Source organism: Maritimimonas sp. 2205BS37-2, assembly GCF_056591755.1.
On sequence record NZ_JBWQOI010000001.1, the window covers coordinates 519,130 to 535,173 of the forward strand.

A 16,044-nucleotide genomic window follows, 5' to 3' on the forward strand; every position below is an offset into this window, starting at 1 on the left:
TTGAGCCAATACAAATTAACATATAAACCTTTCGGAAACCATGCAATTTTAATAGAATGGCCAGAGGACATTAATGAAAATATTCTAAATGATGTCTTAGAATTTAAGAAAAATATAAAAGAAAAATATATTAAAGTAAAACTTGAGGTAATAAACACATATAATTCATTAACAATCATATATAGTTCAACTATAGATAATATTTATAATGAATTTTCAGTGCTAAAATCGTTATATGAAGGCCAGGTTGCGCGAAAAAATTACGATTCTAAATTATGGAAAATACCAGTATGTTATGACGAAGAATTTGGTATCGATTTAGAGGATATTTCTATTGAAAAAAAAATTGAAAAATCACAGTTGATAACCTTACATTCTAGCCAAAATTATACAGTCTATTTTATTGGTTTTTTGCCTGGATTTTTATATTTGGGTGGACTCAAAGAGGAGCTTTATTTTCCTAGAAAAGCTACTCCAAGATTGCAAGTTGCAAAAGGTGCTGTTGGTATTGGAGGCGCACAGACCGGAATCTATCCGCAAGAGAGTGCGGGAGGTTGGAATATTATTGGAAATTCACCGATACAGTTCTTTGACCGAAAGAATGAAATTCCTTGTTTTGTTAAGCCTGGTGATAAAGTTCAATTTGTTCCAATTAGTATGGATGAGCACGCTGAAATTAGCAAACTCGTTGCGTATAGACGCTATAAGGTAGAAAGTGAGGTGCTCCTTGCTTAAAGTAATTAAACCTGGTATTTACAGCACCATTCAAGATCTGGGCAGATATGGCTATGCCACAAGTGGAGTTCCTGTATCCGGTGTCATGGATCATTATTCGGCGAAAGTGGCAAACTTACTTCTACAAAATGATAAAAATGATGCAGTTTTAGAAGTTACTTTTAACGGCGAGTTTCAATTTTTAAAAGAAACAATTTTCAGCATAGCCGGAGCCAATTTAAATGCAGTGCTAGATAATGAATTTGTTCAATGCAATCAACCTATTAAAGCCAAAACAAATAGTGTTTTAAAGTTTAAAAACCCTAAATATGGGCTAAGAGCTTATGTTGCTGTAAAAGGAGGCTTTCTAAATAAACCTGTGTTGGGTAGTAGAAGCCTTTTTAAGGAGATAACAAAGAAATATAGACTACATAAAGATGATGAAATATTCTATGAAGCATTTTCTACCTTGAGCAAACAATCATTGGCTTCAATAAAAGTAGTTGAGAAACATTTCACAACTGCAAAAATTGAGGTCTATCAAGGCCCCGAGTATAACATACTCACAAAAAAACAAAGGAATTTTTTAGCCACGACTTTCTTTACGGTATCCAATGAAAATAACCGTATGGGATATAGACTGCAAGAAATACTTCAAAATGACGGTAAAACCATTTTAACATCAGCCGTTTTGCCAGGTACGGTTCAACTAACTCCATCAGGTAAGCTCATTATTTTAATGCGTGATTGTGGGGTTACTGGGGGGTATCCTAGAATATTACAGCTATCGGACAAATCGATAAATCAGCTTGCACAAAAGACAACAAATAGCACTTTTCAATTTAAGCAAATACCTTTAATGTGATGATAGTCAAACAACTAAGTATTAGATTACTAAAAAGCGAAGACGCAGATGCTTTTTATCAATTAATTCAAAATAATTTGTCAAGGCTAGAAGATACTTTTGCGGGTACGGTAGTGAAAACGCAAACCTTAATGATGACTAAAGAATTTATCAAAGAAGCAACACACAGAATGAGCTTAAAAATGTATTATCCTTTTGTGATCTATAAACAAAACTCGAATGAAATTATTGGGTTTATAGATTTAAAAAATATAAATTGGGATATTCCTAAAACAGAAATAGGGTATTTTATAGATTTAAAAAGTGAGGGAAAAGGTATTGCGAGTTGGGCTTTAAACTATATTATTCGTTATTGCTTTAATGAACTTAAAATGGAGAAGCTTTCATTGCGTACCATGCCAACGAATATTGGAAGTCAAAGAGTAGCAGAAAAGAATGGGTTTCAAAAGGAAGGTTTAATCAAAAAAGATTATAAAACTATGAGTGGCACTGTTGTAGATTTGGTTTACTACGGACTTGTGCGAACCTAAAATTAGAAATTTGAATAGCAAGAAGTTTCAAAATAGTATTGGCTCTAATGGTTGGTATTATACGATTACCAAAGAAAAACCTTTCGAGAATAAGCTCAAAGGAAAATCTTTTTTCGATTTTGTGGTTGTTGGTGGCGGTTTTGTGGGCATGGCTGCAGCTAGAAGACTAGCGCTGTTGTCTCCAGATTCAACCGTTGCACTAATTGATGCCACTAGAATAGGACTTGGTACATCTGGGCGTTGTAGCGGTTTTATTATTGACACACCTCATAAAGGAGATTTACTGCACAATGATTCGCTTTTGCATAAAGAAGCATTTAAAATTAATAGAAAAGGGATTCGTTGGATCGAAGAAATAGTTAAAAAAGAGAGAATTAATTGCGATTGGCATAAAGCAGGTAAGTTTCAAGTGGCTGCCTCTGCAAGAGGTGTTTCTTTTTTAGATGGATATAGAAGAATGTTGGATGCTACTGAAGAAGAATATAAAACTTTAGGTCAAGATGAGCTCAGAGCTATTTTAGGAACTCCACATTATAGGAAAGCGATATTTACACCTAATTGTATTCTTTTTCAACCAGCGGCTTACTTAAAAGGAATAGCGAAGGCGATGCCTAAAAATGTTACCATATTCGAAAATACCATGGTAGAAAATATGGAATCTAATGGCGTTGGAATTAACATTAGAACAAAAGATGCCATAATTAAATGTAAAAAGGTGGTTTTGGCTGTAAATATTTTCGCCAGAGAGTTTGGCTTCTTTAAGAATAAACTAATTCCTATAGTTACATACGCAAGCATGACAAAACCTTTGTCTGTAGAACAACAAGAACAATTCTGTGGCACTTACGGATGGGGATTAACATCTGCTGATAAAGGAGGCACCACACTAAGAATGACGCCTGACAAACGCTTAGTAATACGAAACCATTATACACATACCCCAAGTTATCAAGTAAGAGATACATTTATTTCCAAAATAAAAAAGCAACATGAGAACGGATTAAAAATTAGATATTCCAATATTGATAATCTGGAACTGGAGCATAGCTGGGGCGGAGTTTGTGCTGTATCAAGAAATTTTGGCTTTTTTGCAGGAGAATTAGAGAAGAATGTTTATTCGGTGGTAGGACATAATGGTGTTGGGGCGGCAAGAGGCTCAATTGCGGGTAAAGCACTAGCCGAGAAAATTATTAATGGCGAATCTGAAGACCTAGATCTAATAAACAAAAGTCAATTACCCTGCTGGAATCCTCCCGAGCCTTTTTTAAGTATAGGTATTGCAGCACGTTTAGCTATAGAAAGATTTAAAAGCAGAAGTGAATTGTAATTATACAAATTATATTTTATGAAATACTTTATTATACTTCTAAGTCTATTTTTATTAAATACTTCATGTAAACCAAAAGATAAGTATATCTGGAAAGAAATTGAGGTAAAAGCTACTGCGTATAATTCTACCAGAGCTCAAACATCAGGTAATCCTAGTATAGCAGCTTGGGGTGATACATTAAAGCCTGGTATGAAATGTATTGCAGTGTCTCGCGATTTAATTCGATTGGGTTTAAAACACAATACTCCGGTTAAAATTGAAGGCTTGGATAGTATTTATCTTGTTAAAGATAAAATGCACCGTAGAAAACGTAAACAAATAGATGTCTATATGGGCAAAGACATAAAAAAAGCAAAAGAATGGGGTGTCAAGCGATTAAAAATTAAATACGGTATTCTTAAAAGTGAACTCCCAAATGATTCAATTCGTTAGTTAATTGTTGACTATTCTTAAATTGAATTGCATGTATTCCTAACTTTCTGGCAGCTTCTACATTTTTCAAATTATCGTCTATAAACACGCAATCTTCAGCTGTAAGATCATACCTATTTAAGATGATATCATAAATCTCTTGAAATGGTTTTCTGGTTTTTTCTGTTCCTGAGACTACAATTCCTTCAAACCATTGTAAAAAATCATAACGCTCTATTGCTACGGGAAAGGTTTCTGCACTCCAATTAGTTAATGCATATAGACTATAGGTTTTAGTATCCTTTATCTTTTTTAATATTTCAACGCCTTCTTTTATAGGTCCACCAAGCATTTCTTTCCAGCGTTCATAATAAGTTCTAATTAAACCTTCATGTTCAGGATATTGGGCGATGAGTACTTTATTACCATCTTCAATCAATCGACCTGCATCATGCTCCTCATTCCATTCATGGGTGCAGATAGTATTTAAAAACCAATCTACTTTAGCTTCGTCATCATTAAAAACATCACGATAAACATATTTGGGATTCCAATCGATAAGGACGCCTCCGAGGTCATAGATAATTGTGTTGACTTTTGACATTTTCAGATAATAATAATTAGTTCTATTTATTGAAATATTCTTTTAATATGTAATTATCTGAGATAACATAAAAATCTCTTTTTATTTATATCAGTAATAAGAGAACCAATACAATAGTTTAGTTCTTCTGCCCATTCGCCATTAGATAAGCCTTTAAAAAAGCATCAATATCACCATCCATAACAGCATCAACATTACCAGTTTCTTCGGCTGTGCGCACATCTTTCACCAATTTATAGGGGTGCATTACATAATTACGTATCTGACTTCCCCATTCATTCTTAAGTTTGTTAGCTTCGATATCCGCTCTGGCTTCCTGACGTTTTTCAAGTTCAATTTGATAAAGCTGCGATTTCAGCATTTGCAGTGCCGTAGCTCTGTTATCATGCTGCGAACGTGAATTAGAACACGAAATCTGAATTCCTGTAGGTTTATGTGTTAACTGAACTTTGGTTTCCACTTTGTTTACATTTTGACCACCCGCTCCACTAGAACGTGCAGTAGTGATTTCTATATCTGCAGGATTTACTTCTATTTCAATGGTGTCATCGGCTAAAGGATATACATAGACCGATGCAAATGAAGTATGCCGCTTAGCATTACTATCAAATGGAGAAATACGTACTAAACGATGCACTCCATTTTCTCCTTTAAGCCATCCAAAAGCATAATCACCATCAAACTGTAATGAAACGGTTTTTATTCCTGCTACATCACCTTCTTGATAGTTTAATTCTTTAATTTTCATACCATGCTTTTCTCCCCACATCATATACATACGCATGAGCATAGAAGCCCAATCACAACTTTCTGTACCACCGGCACCAGCAGTAATCTGTAAAACAGCATTTAAATCATCACCTTCTTCAGAAAGCATGTTCTTAAATTCCATTTCCTCTAAAAAGGTGTTGACCTTATGGTATGTTTCCATAATTTCTTCTTCGCTAGCTTCACCATCTTTATAGAAATCATATAAAATTTGGAGTTCTTCACTATCCGTCTTAGCCGTATTATAGTTCTCCACCCATTTTTTCTTAAAACGAAGTGAACGCATTAATTTTTCCGCTTCCTTTGGATCGTTCCAGAAATTAGGATCGGCCGATTTCTCTTCTTCGTTTGAAATTTCAATCAGCTTTTGATCTATATTTAAATAACCTTTAAGCTTCTCAACACGTTCATTAATGTTTTTTATCTGGTCTTGTGTAATCATAGTAGGTAGCAAAAATAAGGTTTAATAACCAACCATAAAACTTAATTTTTCGCTCTAATCATTATGAACTTTATTTATCAAATTTTCATAGCTTTATGCAAATTTTACTTCAGATGAAACAACTAATTCTTTTACTTTTATTCGTTACTTTCTTTAACCCTATACACGCTCAATTTTTTGAAGATCAAAAAGATATTGAGCAATACAAAGGCTATTTTAATTTCTACTATGATGAGAATACCGATAAGATTTTTCTAGTAGTAGATAAATTGGATGCAGAATTTCTATATGTTCATTCACTTTCAGAAGGGTTAGGATCTAATGATATTGGGCTTGATCGTGGGCAACTAGGGGATGGTGTTGTTGTGAAATTTCAAAGAGCAGGAAATAAATTATTATTAATACAACCCAATCAACGTTACCGTGCTTTAACAGATAATAGCGAAGAAAGAAAGTCGATACAAGAGGCTTTTGCAAAATCGGTTTTATGGGGTTTTAAGATTCAAGAAATTGAAAATGGAAAGTATTTAGTTGATGCTACCGACTTTTTAATGCGAGATGCACATGGAGTGGTCAATAGATTATCAAATAATAAGCAAGGAACTTATAAGCTTGATAAATCAAGGAGTGCGTTTAACTTAGAGCGTACAAAAGCATTTCCTAAAAATGTAGAATTTGATGTATTACTTACTTTTACAGGAAAACCTAAAGGATATAATATTAGAAGTGTGACACCAGATGCAACGGCGGTTACATCTCACCAACATCATTCGTTTGTAGAATTGCCAGATAATAATTACAAATCGCGAGTTTATGACCCTCGGTCCGGCTGCTATCCAATGAGTTATTTAGATTATGCCACTCCGGTTAATGAATCAATTACAAAGCGCTTTATCTACCGTCACCGATTAGAGAAAAAAGATCCTTCAGCTAGTATAAGTGAAGCTAAAGAACCTATTATTTACTATTTAGATAGAGGAACTCCAGAACCTGTTCGTTCTGCATTATTAGATGGGGCTCGCTGGTGGAATCAAGCATTTGAAGCAGCAGGATATAAAGATGCTTTTCAAGTAAAAATGCTACCAGAAGGAGCCGATCCCATGGATTTACGCTATAATATGATTCAATGGGTACATCGTTCTACGCGAGGATGGAGCTATGGAGGTAGTATCTCTGATCCTAGAACAGGAGAAATTATAAAAGGACATGTGAGTTTAGGATCATTGCGTATTCGTCAAGATTTTATGATAGCACAAGCGTTACAAGCGCCTTACGCCAACGGCGCAACAGATGATACTTTTGCATTAGAAATGGCCTTGGCCAGAATACGTCAACTGTCTGCTCATGAAGTAGGACATACGCTGGGGTTTGCACATAATTTTGCGGCAAGTACCAATAATAGAGCATCTGTTATGGATTATCCACATCCAAAATTATCTTTAAAGCAAGGAAAGGTTGATTTTTCAGATGCTTATGCCGTTGGAATAGGAGAATGGGATAAAGTAACCGTAGCCTATGCCTATCAAGATTTTACAGAAAATGAAAAATCAGGCCTACAGAAGATTTTAGATGATGCATTCGCAAAAGGATTATGCTACATTTCAGATCAAGATGCGCGCCCAAAAGGAAGCGCAAATGCCTATGCCCATTTATGGGATAATGGAGACGATATTTCAGAAGAACTAAATAATGTATTAGAGATCCGTAAAACAGCAATCGCAAACTTCTCGGTAGATAATATTAAGACAGATAAACCTTACTCGGTACTAGAAGATGTTTTTGTTCCTCTTTATTTTTTTCATAGATACCAAACTGAGGCTGTCGTAAAATTAATAGGCGGATTAGATTATGGTTATGCCATTAAAGGTGGTGAGCAAACTCCAGTAAAGAGAGTAGATGGAGTAACAGAAAGAAAAGCTCTCAACACTTTAATAAAAACAATTAATGTGAACGAAATTGCCATTCCAAAAGACAAATTAAACTTATTTCCTCCAAGAGCCTTTGGGTATAATAGAAGTAGGGAATCATTTAAAAGTAAAAATGGCGTTGCATTTGATCCATATGGAGCGGTTGAAACAGCCGTTCAGCTACCTCTAGAATTATTATTTAATGCCGAGCGCGCTTCACGCTTAGTGCAACATAAAAGTTTAGATAAAAGTCAACTCGGATTAAATGAAGTAATAAATAAAGTTGTAAATGCTTCATTTAAAAAGAACCATAAAGATGAATATCAGCAAGATTTGCAAAATGTGGTGAATCAAGAAGTGTTGAATCAACTTTTTTATTTAGCGGCAAACCAGAATACATATAGACAAGTAAATGCCATTGTACTTAATCAAATTGATGAAATTTCAGCGTATTTAAAATCAAAGAAGCAAACTGGACTTCAAAAAATATACGATGCTAATATGATTAAACGAATAGCAGCATTTATGAAGAATCCTTCTAAGTATAAAAGAACTGAAGCTCCGAAAATTCCGGATGGTTCACCTATAGGAATGGAGTAAATAAGTAGTTCAATTACTCACAAAATAAAGTATATAGAGCCTAATTACTAAAGATATTAAATTTTAAAAAAAGAAGCTCATTTTCATGAGTAAGTACTATGATAATAAACTTAATTAGCGATACTGTTACAAAACCGACAGAAGAAATGTTAGCGGTAATGATGAATGCAGAAGTTGGTGATGACGTTTTTGGAGCCGATCCAACAGTAAACAGATTACAAGAAAAAGCGGCAAACTTATTCGGAATGGAGGCCGCTTTGTTCTTCCCTTCTGGCACTATGGCAAATCAAGCTGCAATAATGTTGCACACCAAGCCGGGAGATGAATTAATATGTGATAAATGGGCACATGTTTATAATTATGAAAGTGGCGGGCCCGCAGCCAATTCTGGGGTTACTTGTAATTTGATTGATGGAAATCGCGGAATGTTTACAGCAGAACAAGTAGAAAAACATGTGAAAAATAAAAATCACATTTATGAAGCCTTTACGTCATTAGTAACCGTTGAAAATACCACCAATAAAGGGGGAGGTGCTTGTTGGGATTTTGAAGAACTGGTAAAAATCAAAAAAGTGTGTCAAGAAAAAGATTTGGCATATCATCTTGATGGGGCAAGGCTGTTTAATGCTATAATAAACAGAAATGATTCTCCAAAACAATATGGAGAATTATTTGATACCATTTCGGTGTGCTTGTCAAAAGGACTTGGCTGCCCCATTGGATCAATTTTATTAGGAAATAAGCACCATATAAATGAAGCACTTCGCATTCGTAAACGCTTAGGTGGAGGAATGAGACAGGTCGGTTATCTGGCAGCTGCTGGAATCTATGCACTAGACCATAATGTAGAACGCCTGGCCGAAGACCATAAAAAAGCAAAAAAAATTGCTCAGGTCTTAAAATCATTACCATTTATTAAGAACGTTGAACCCGTAGAAACCAATATTATCATTTTTAATGTAAATGACGATATTAATGATGATCAGTTCGTCGAAAAGCTTAAGAAGAAAAATATTCTAATTGTTGGAATGGGGCAAGGCAAATTACGAATGGTTACCCATCTTGATTTTACCGATGAAATGTTGGAAAAACTAATTGATGAATTGAAAAACCTTTATTAAATGCAGTTTAGAAAAGCAAGAAGAGAAGATATTTCTGCTATCGTTAAGTTGATTGCGCATGACAAACTAGGCCAATTGCGCGAAGATTATAAAGATCCATTACCATCAAAATACTATCAAGCTTTTGATAATATTGATAAAGATATGAACCAAGAACTTATTGCTGTAGAGAATATACAAGGAGAAGTAATTGGAACTATGCAATTAAGCTTTATACAATATTTAACGTATCAAGGTGGAATACGCGCACAAATTGAAGCGGTAAGGGTTAGAGAAGATCAAAGAGGTAAAGGACTTGGTGAAAAACTATTTAAATGGGCAATAAAGAGGGCAAAGGAAAAAGGAGCACATCTAGTGCAACTAACTACTGATAAAAAGAGACCTGAAGCACTAAAGTTTTATCAAAAACTAGGTTTTAAAGCCTCACATGAAGGCATGAAACTACATTTTTAAGCTTTAGAAATAAAAGCGAACAATTGGAGACCAAGGAGAAACAAAAATACTCTCTTGATCATCATACAATACATCATATCGAATTCCGAATGCGGCCCAACGAGTTCTATAGGCAATCCCTAAATACAGCGCAGGAATACTTATATCTTCATTAATAGTACCTAGTTTTTGTGTTCCAAATAATTGCTCGAACTCAGCTGAAGCCTGTAGTTCTTGTATAGGGTTAAAAAAAGTAAGGACGCTAGCTCCGAATACATTTGATTTCAAGTCACCATCTTTAGCGTAGAGATAACTGGTACCTAGCCCAGCAGCAAATTTATCGCTAAATTCATAGATCACACTTGGTGCAATAGAGAGCGCCGTATAATCAGATCCAAACCCAAAACCGAAACCGCCTCCAATTCGCACATTTTCCCAAAAGTTTGAAGGCTGTTTTATCTGATTAGAGTTATTTTGAGTGTAGGCAGCTATCGTAGCAATTAAAAACAAAAGCAATAGAATTCTTTTCATTGTCAGGTACCAAATTTATGGCGACTAATATATGTATTCTTTTAAATAATAATAACTTTAAGCTCTCAATTAATTAATCATTTGTAAATCAAAATACTACAATGAAAAAAACACTAACCTTTTTATTCTTGATAAACATGACTTTACTTTCGGCTCAAAGTGAAGTCTCTAAAATTCTAACCGACATAGCAATTGCGCCTTCTTCCGAGCGCATCGAGAAAGATATTCGCAAACTAGCAAATTTCGGAACCCGACATACACTATCTGATACACTTTCTGAAACACGCGGAATAGGAGCGGCAAGGCGTTGGATTAAAGCTGAATTCGATGAAATCTCAAAAGATTGTAATAATTGTCTTGAGGTGAGTTATCAGCGCAATCTTGTTCCTAAAAACAACCGTAGAATTGTAAAAGATGTTGAAATAGTAAATGTATTGGCCATTCAACGTGGCGAACGATATCCTAATAGGTATGTGATCATGTCTGGTGATATTGATTCTCGTGTATCAGATCCTAATAATTATACTTCCGACTCTCCTGGGGCAAATGATAACGCTTCTGGTATGGCAGGTACTATAGAAGCTGCTCGTATATTATCAAAGTATAAATTTCCTGTTTCTATTATTTATGTAGGTCTATCTGGGGAAGAGCAAGGATTATATGGAGGACAGCATATGGCTAAAGTGGCTAAAGAAAAAGGCTGGGACATTATTGGAGTATTAAATAATGATATGATTGGTAACATAAAAGGGATTGATGGAGTCATTGATAATAGTAGCTTTAGAGTATTCTCTGAAGCAATTTCAATGACAATGACAGATCGAGAAAAAAGAGGAATGCGTTTTTATGGAGGTGAAATTGATGGGCCCTCAAGACAACTGGCACGTTATATCGATAAAATAACCAATGATTATATGACAAACCTAAATGCCATTATGATTTATAGACTAGATCGTTTCGGAAGAGGAGGGCATCATCGTCCCTTTAATGATCAAGGTTTTACTGGTGTTCGTATTATGGAAACGCATGAAAATTATAATGAACAGCATCAAGATTTACGTACCGAAAATGGTATAAAATATGGCGATGTGATCGAGTCAGTTGATTTTGATTATGCCGCAAAGTTAACAGCCGTAAATGCATTGACTCTGGCTGCTTTGGCCTCAGCGCCGCCAGCACCTAATAACGTGAGTATAGGAGGTGCTGTGCAACCGTCAACAAGATTAAAATGGGATACTGTTAACGATGATGATTTGATCGGTTATAAAATATATTGGAGAGATACGACATCACCACGATGGCAACATAGTAGATTTGTTGGAAAAGTAACTGACTATACACTAAAAAATATTGTAATTGACAACTACCTTTTTGGTGTTGCGGCAGTTGGTAAAAATGGAGCTGAAAGTTTAGTGCAATTTCCTAGAAAGCTGATCCCCAGAAATTAAGAAAATGCTAAAACCTTAAATAATGTTAAATTTTTGTTTTGAGTGTAATTATTTATTAATTTATTCGTCATATAGGTAGAGATTGAAAAATGATTTAAAATTGATTAAAAAAAGTATTGTTTTCATTTTTATTTTGTCTTTTTTATCATGTTCTTTAAGAGCTGAAGAAAAACAAGAAAATAACAAAATAATAATGGATTCATCTAAACAGAAAGAATTGGAATTAGCAACATTCGGCAATGGATGTTTTTGGTGTACCGAAGCCATCTTTGAGCAATTAGAAGGGGTTTATAAAGTAGAAGCAGGATATGCAGGAGGAGCAGTTAAAAACCCAACTTATAAAGCAGTTTGTACAGGGAATACTGGTCACGCCGAGGTAATTCGGTTGAGCTATGACCCAAAAAAGATAAGTTATAGAGAGTTGTTAGATGTATTTTTTAATACACACGACCCAACTACTTTAAATAGACAGGGTGCTGATGTAGGCACACAATACAGGTCGGCTATTTTCTATCATAATGATGAGCAAAAAGCTGAAGCGGAGAAGATGATAGCCGACTTAGAAAAGGCAAATGTATTTGATGATAAAATAGTTACTGAAATTACAGAAGTAAATAATTACTATGTAGCAGAAAACTATCATCAAGATTACTATAACAATAATAAAAATGCAGGATACTGTAGAGCAGTTATAAATCCTAAATTAGAAAAGTTTATCAAGCAGTATAAAGATAAGCTTAAAAAGAAGTAAAAAATTTGGTTGATTTTTGGTTTTGAAGATTTGTCGAGGCTTGTTTTTCGGCAAATCTTCTTTTTTTATATCTTTATTTTTTAAAATATAACTATGCCTTATAGAAAATTTGAGGAGTATAATATTCAGGTTACAGATGATATTAGAGAAAAATATCAATCTATAATTGAGAGTGTAGGAGAAGATATTTCTCGTGAAGGATTACTTAAAACACCAGAACGTGCTTCAAAAGCAATGCAATATTTAACTTCTGGTTATGAAATGGATGCGGAAGATGTACTTAGATCGGCATTATTTGATGAAGATTACTCTGAAATGGTGATTATAAAAGATATTGAGTTGTATTCACTATGTGAACATCATATGTTACCCTTTTTTGGAAAGGCGCACGTTGCTTATATCCCTAAAGGTAAGATTGTAGGCTTAAGCAAAATACCTAGAGTTGTAGATATTTTTGCCAGGCGTTTGCAGGTGCAAGAACGCTTAACCGATCAAATTGTACAGAGTATCAATTCAGTTTTAGAACCCGAAGGAGTTGCAGTAGTTATAGAAGCATCACATATGTGTATGATGATGCGCGGTGTACAAAAACAAAATTCAGTTACCACCACATCAGCATTTAGAGGCGCTTTTAAGAACATAGAAACCAGAACGGAGTTTTTAAAACTAATAAGTTCTGATTTATCATAAATATGGCACTTTTATTGATATAGCATAAATACATTAATCAAAAATTATGACTGATAATAAATATAAAAAACTGGCATTAGGTATTGTTTTCGATGCCATTGGATTTGTTCCTTTTTTAGACCTTGTATGGGCTCCACTTTCAGCCTACTTAATGACAAAAATGTATCCTGGTAAAAAAGGAAAGTTAGCGGCGGCAATCACGTTTGTTGAAGAAGCGCTACCATTTTTAGATATAATCCCAACTTTTACAATTATGTGGTTATATACCTATGTATTCGATACTGCAAAAGATAAAATTGTTGAAGTTGAAGTAAGTTAAAGAGCTACTTCAAGAATTTAATGCTTACTTTTTAAATAAAAATCCTAATCCTAATCGGGTTAGGAATTTTTTTTCAAAATTCCAGAAGAAACGAAATTGCCCGAAACACCATCCTACAATCGGTAATGTTATTTGATAAATAGGGAATATTAATAAAAACCGAATCGTATAATAGAGCCATGGGGAATAAGATTCTTTAGTTATACCAAAGAATTCGGTTACCGGTTCTGCTACCCAAGCCGAAAATGACCCATTAATAGCAAATACAATAAATATTGCAACAATTGCCCAGTTACTTTCAATACCCCAACGTTCTTTAAGTTTTTCCATAACTATATTTCGCTGTGCAAATGTACTACATGATTTTGTCTTAAAAAACAAGAAATAATAAAGGCTGGAAAATTTCCAGCCTTTAAATAAGTTGTTGAGTTAAACCTTATCTTTTTCCGAACAATCCACCCAATAAGCCTCCAAGGCCACTACTTTTCTTTTGGTTTCCACCACCTAATACCATACCGGCAACATCGTCTAAAACACTTCCGTCGCCATCGGCATCAAGAATTTTCTCTAAGAAGCTTTGCTCTTGTTGCGTAGAATTTCCGCCTAACAATCCACCGAGTAAACCGCCTAAATCCGAAGATTGTCTTACATTTTGCTGGCGTGATTGTTTGCCTAAAACTCCCATTAAAATTGGTGCTGCTACTTTTAAAATATTGGCCACAGATCCAGCATCTAAACCAGATTTTTGTCCAATAACTTGTTCAACTCCTTGCTGTCTGTTACCTAAAATATGGCCTAATATTTTTCCGCCATCATTAGTAACTTCTTGACCAACACCTCCTCTAAATAGATCACCTAGATTATCTAAAATTCCTCCGTCGTGTTTGCTTAAAGCACCCATAAGCCCTTCTGCACCTTGAGGTGTCGAAGCATTACGTTGCATGGCTTTCATAAGAACAGGAAGAGCCATTGTAAGCACACTTCCAGTTTTATTGGTGTCTTGCCCAGTTGAACCAGCTACACCAGAGATAATTGTTTTTCCTAAATCACTATTTAGAAGATCTAAAATTCCTTCCATTTTGTTATTGTTTGTTTTTGATTAATACTATTTCACAAGTTACAATAATTGTTCCAATAAAATAAATATTGGAAGTCTAAATTTCGGTAGAATTAAGAAATATTAAAAGTTAATTTTAGATTAACATATATTTTTTATCTTTCTACTCTATAATAAACTAACTCGAATGAAAAAAATAGCACTGCACTGGCAAATCCTTATTGGAATGCTTCTAGGTTTACTTTTTGGTTTTTTAATGATACAAATTTCTTGGGGAAAAGAGTTTGTGACTGATTGGATTAAACCCATTGGAACCATATTTATCAACCTACTAAAGCTAATTGCTATTCCTCTCATTTTAGCTTCACTTATTAAAGGTATTTCTGACCTAAAAGATATTTCTAAGTTTAGAGATATGGGACTTAAAACGATAGGTATTTATATTGGTACAACAATAATTGCCATTAGTATTGGTCTTATACTTGTAAATGTTTTAGAGCCTGGCGGAGGCGTGTCTGATGAAACGATTGCTAAAATATCTGAAACCTATGCAAATGATAGTGGAGTACAAGGAAAAATTGTACAGGCGGGAAAACAAAAATCATCTGGCCCATTACAATTTTTAGTAGATATGTTTCCAGATAATGCCTTTAAAGCACTTTCTTCTAACGGACTCATGTTACAGGTGATTGTCTTTGCAATTTTCTTAGGAATATCAATGTTGTTAATAGGTGAAGAAAAAGCAAAACCTTTAAAAGATATTTTTGATTCTCTAAATGATGTAGTATTAAAGATGGTAGATTTAATTATGCTGTCTGCACCTGTTGCTGTATTTGCTTTATTGGCCAACGTGGTTGTCTCTTCCGGAGACCCAGAGCTATTAGTGGCGCTGCTCAAGTATGCAGGAACTGTTGTTCTAGGTTTGGCTTTAATGGTGGCATTTTATATGTTTATTATAAAAGTATTTACAAAGAAAAATCCACTTTGGTTTATAAAAGAATTGAGTCCAGCCCAATTATTGGCATTCTCAACAAGTAGTAGTGCAGCTACACTACCGGTAACTATGGAGCGTGTAGAAGAGCATATTGGAGTTGACAAAGAAGTATCAAGTTTTGTACTGCCAGTTGGGGCAACTATAAATATGGATGGTACGAGCTTATACCAAGGTATTGCTGCGGTATTTGTTTCTCAGGCTCTGGCTTTTGATTTAACTTTTGCAGATCAATTAACAATTATTCTAACCGCATTATTGGCATCTATTGGTAGTGCAGCTGTACCAGGAGCAGGAATGGTTATGTTGGTAATAGTATTAGAATCTATTGGGTTTCCTCCAGAAAAATACCCTATAGCGTTAGGATTGATTTTTGCAGTAGATAGACCTTTAGATATGTGTAGAACAGTAATCAACGTTACTGGAGATGCAACAGTTTCTACTGTAATTGCTAAATCGGTAGGTAAGTTAAGCACCCCAAAGCCAAAAGAATGGGACGACCATTATGATGAAGTAAAATAAAGAATTTAAAC

At 34.6% G+C, this 16,044-nt stretch carries 18 protein-coding genes; 13 read left to right on the plus strand and 5 right to left on the minus strand.

The features are described 5' to 3' along the window. From pxpB to AC1EUU_RS02365, 5 genes are read left to right on the plus strand one after another with little or no spacing between them, the layout of a single operon-like run. Entirely contained in the window at nucleotides 1-735 is a 735-nt protein-coding gene (pxpB, locus tag AC1EUU_RS02345) for a 5-oxoprolinase subunit PxpB (RefSeq protein WP_480199770.1), read from the plus strand. After that, a complete protein-coding gene (locus tag AC1EUU_RS02350) occupies nucleotides 728-1,579 on the plus strand; it encodes a 5-oxoprolinase subunit C family protein (protein ID WP_480199771.1) in 852 nt (283 codons plus the stop codon). The genes pxpB and AC1EUU_RS02350 overlap by 8 nt, the downstream gene beginning before the upstream one ends. Continuing rightward, the gene (locus AC1EUU_RS02355) at nucleotides 1,579-2,109 is read left to right on the plus strand and encodes a GNAT family N-acetyltransferase (protein WP_480199772.1); all 531 of its coding nucleotides are present in this window, start codon (nucleotides 1,579-1,581) and stop codon (nucleotides 2,107-2,109) included. Before AC1EUU_RS02350 ends, AC1EUU_RS02355 begins: the two co-directional genes overlap by 1 nt. Before the next feature lie 10 nt (nucleotides 2,110-2,119). Beyond that, on the plus strand, nucleotides 2,120-3,436 hold the full coding sequence (locus tag AC1EUU_RS02360) for an NAD(P)/FAD-dependent oxidoreductase (RefSeq protein WP_480199773.1): 1,317 nt from the start codon (nucleotides 2,120-2,122) through the stop codon (nucleotides 3,434-3,436). Between the two features lie 18 nt (nucleotides 3,437-3,454). Continuing rightward, the gene (locus AC1EUU_RS02365) at nucleotides 3,455-3,871 is read left to right on the plus strand and encodes a 3D domain-containing protein (RefSeq protein WP_480199774.1); all 417 of its coding nucleotides are present in this window, start codon (nucleotides 3,455-3,457) and stop codon (nucleotides 3,869-3,871) included. Here the strand turns inward: AC1EUU_RS02365 and AC1EUU_RS02370 are convergent. Continuing rightward, entirely contained in the window at nucleotides 3,837-4,454 is a 618-nt protein-coding gene (locus AC1EUU_RS02370) for an HAD family hydrolase (protein ID WP_480199775.1), read from the minus strand. The genes AC1EUU_RS02365 and AC1EUU_RS02370 overlap by 35 nt on opposite strands. A 118-nt stretch (nucleotides 4,455-4,572) precedes the next feature. Next, a complete protein-coding gene (gene prfB / locus AC1EUU_RS02375; RefSeq protein WP_480199776.1) occupies nucleotides 4,573-5,664 on the minus strand; it encodes a peptide chain release factor 2 in 1,092 nt (363 codons plus the stop codon). A gap of 113 nt (nucleotides 5,665-5,777) precedes the next feature. Between prfB and AC1EUU_RS02380 the strand changes: the two genes are divergently transcribed. The 3 genes from AC1EUU_RS02380 to AC1EUU_RS02390 all read left to right on the plus strand — a co-directional run bounded on the left by AC1EUU_RS02380 (nucleotide 5,778) and on the right by AC1EUU_RS02390 (nucleotide 9,745). After that, nucleotides 5,778-8,171 carry a zinc-dependent metalloprotease gene (locus tag AC1EUU_RS02380; RefSeq protein WP_480199777.1) on the plus strand — a complete coding sequence of 798 codons (2,394 nt, stop codon included), beginning with the start codon at nucleotides 5,778-5,780 and terminating at the stop codon, nucleotides 8,169-8,171. Between the two features lie 98 nt (nucleotides 8,172-8,269). Beyond that, nucleotides 8,270-9,292, plus strand: a complete 1,023-nt coding sequence (locus AC1EUU_RS02385) for a threonine aldolase family protein (RefSeq protein ID WP_480199778.1) — start codon at nucleotides 8,270-8,272, stop codon at nucleotides 9,290-9,292. Next, complete coding sequence (locus tag AC1EUU_RS02390) at nucleotides 9,293-9,745, plus strand: N-acetyltransferase family protein (protein WP_480199779.1); 453 nt, start codon at nucleotides 9,293-9,295, stop codon at nucleotides 9,743-9,745. Between the two features lie 3 nt (nucleotides 9,746-9,748). Here the strand turns inward: AC1EUU_RS02390 and AC1EUU_RS02395 are convergent, their stop codons facing one another. Further along, a complete protein-coding gene (locus tag AC1EUU_RS02395) occupies nucleotides 9,749-10,255 on the minus strand; it encodes a hypothetical protein (protein WP_480199780.1) in 507 nt (168 codons plus the stop codon). Nucleotides 10,256-10,356: 101 nt separating this feature from the next. On the opposite strand from AC1EUU_RS02395, the gene AC1EUU_RS02400 reads away from it, so the two are divergent. The 4 genes from AC1EUU_RS02400 to AC1EUU_RS02415 all read left to right on the plus strand — a co-directional run bounded on the left by AC1EUU_RS02400 (nucleotide 10,357) and on the right by AC1EUU_RS02415 (nucleotide 13,463). Beyond that, entirely contained in the window at nucleotides 10,357-11,703 is a 1,347-nt protein-coding gene (locus AC1EUU_RS02400; protein WP_480199781.1) for a M28 family peptidase, read from the plus strand. Nucleotides 11,704-11,896: 193 nt separating this feature from the next. After that, a complete protein-coding gene (gene msrA / locus AC1EUU_RS02405) occupies nucleotides 11,897-12,454 on the plus strand; it encodes a peptide-methionine (S)-S-oxide reductase MsrA (protein ID WP_480199782.1) in 558 nt (185 codons plus the stop codon). A gap of 93 nt (nucleotides 12,455-12,547) precedes the next feature. Beyond that, the gene (folE, locus tag AC1EUU_RS02410; protein WP_480199783.1) at nucleotides 12,548-13,144 is read left to right on the plus strand and encodes a GTP cyclohydrolase I FolE; all 597 of its coding nucleotides are present in this window, start codon (nucleotides 12,548-12,550) and stop codon (nucleotides 13,142-13,144) included. A gap of 46 nt (nucleotides 13,145-13,190) precedes the next feature. After that, entirely contained in the window at nucleotides 13,191-13,463 is a 273-nt protein-coding gene (locus AC1EUU_RS02415; RefSeq protein WP_480199784.1) for a hypothetical protein, read from the plus strand. A 24-nt stretch (nucleotides 13,464-13,487) separates the two neighbouring features. Here the strand turns inward: AC1EUU_RS02415 and AC1EUU_RS02420 are convergent, their stop codons facing one another. Together AC1EUU_RS02420 and AC1EUU_RS02425 are read right to left on the minus strand one after the other, a co-directional pair. Then, nucleotides 13,488-13,793 carry a DUF6787 family protein gene (locus AC1EUU_RS02420; RefSeq protein WP_480199785.1) on the minus strand — a complete coding sequence of 102 codons (306 nt, stop codon included), beginning with the start codon at nucleotides 13,791-13,793 and terminating at the stop codon, nucleotides 13,488-13,490. A 106-nt stretch (nucleotides 13,794-13,899) separates the two neighbouring features. Then, entirely contained in the window at nucleotides 13,900-14,541 is a 642-nt protein-coding gene (locus AC1EUU_RS02425; RefSeq protein ID WP_480199786.1) for a DUF937 domain-containing protein, read from the minus strand. A 166-nt stretch (nucleotides 14,542-14,707) separates the two neighbouring features. On the opposite strand from AC1EUU_RS02425, the gene AC1EUU_RS02430 reads away from it, so the two are divergent. After that, entirely contained in the window at nucleotides 14,708-16,033 is a 1,326-nt protein-coding gene (locus tag AC1EUU_RS02430) for a dicarboxylate/amino acid:cation symporter (protein WP_480199787.1), read from the plus strand. The last annotated feature ends 11 nt before the right edge of the window (nucleotides 16,034-16,044 follow it).

Excerpts from the sequence above, each read along its gene's own strand:
- msrA (WP_480199782.1), top strand. The coding sequence starts at position 11,897 with ATGGATTCATCTAAACAGAAAGAATTGGAATTAGCAACATTCGGCAAT.
- AC1EUU_RS02365 (WP_480199774.1), top strand. The coding sequence starts at position 3,455 with ATGAAATACTTTATTATACTTCTAAGTCTATTTTTATTAAATACTTCA.
- AC1EUU_RS02425 (WP_480199786.1), bottom strand. The coding sequence starts at position 14,541 with ATGGAAGGAATTTTAGATCTTCTAAATAGTGATTTAGGAAAAACAATT.
- AC1EUU_RS02430 (WP_480199787.1), top strand. The coding sequence starts at position 14,708 with ATGAAAAAAATAGCACTGCACTGGCAAATCCTTATTGGAATGCTTCTA.
- AC1EUU_RS02390 (WP_480199779.1), top strand. The coding sequence starts at position 9,293 with ATGCAGTTTAGAAAAGCAAGAAGAGAAGATATTTCTGCTATCGTTAAG.
- AC1EUU_RS02370 (WP_480199775.1), bottom strand. The coding sequence starts at position 4,454 with ATGTCAAAAGTCAACACAATTATCTATGACCTCGGAGGCGTCCTTATC.
- AC1EUU_RS02400 (WP_480199781.1), top strand. The coding sequence starts at position 10,357 with ATGAAAAAAACACTAACCTTTTTATTCTTGATAAACATGACTTTACTT.
- AC1EUU_RS02415 (WP_480199784.1), top strand. The coding sequence starts at position 13,191 with ATGACTGATAATAAATATAAAAAACTGGCATTAGGTATTGTTTTCGAT.
- AC1EUU_RS02385 (WP_480199778.1), top strand. The coding sequence starts at position 8,270 with ATGATAATAAACTTAATTAGCGATACTGTTACAAAACCGACAGAAGAA.
- AC1EUU_RS02355 (WP_480199772.1), top strand. The coding sequence starts at position 1,579 with ATGATAGTCAAACAACTAAGTATTAGATTACTAAAAAGCGAAGACGCA.
- AC1EUU_RS02380 (WP_480199777.1), top strand. The coding sequence starts at position 5,778 with ATGAAACAACTAATTCTTTTACTTTTATTCGTTACTTTCTTTAACCCT.
- AC1EUU_RS02395 (WP_480199780.1), bottom strand. The coding sequence starts at position 10,255 with ATGAAAAGAATTCTATTGCTTTTGTTTTTAATTGCTACGATAGCTGCC.
- prfB (WP_480199776.1), bottom strand. The coding sequence starts at position 5,664 with ATGATTACACAAGACCAGATAAAAAACATTAATGAACGTGTTGAGAAG.
- AC1EUU_RS02420 (WP_480199785.1), bottom strand. The coding sequence starts at position 13,793 with ATGGAAAAACTTAAAGAACGTTGGGGTATTGAAAGTAACTGGGCAATT.
- folE (WP_480199783.1), top strand. The coding sequence starts at position 12,548 with ATGCCTTATAGAAAATTTGAGGAGTATAATATTCAGGTTACAGATGAT.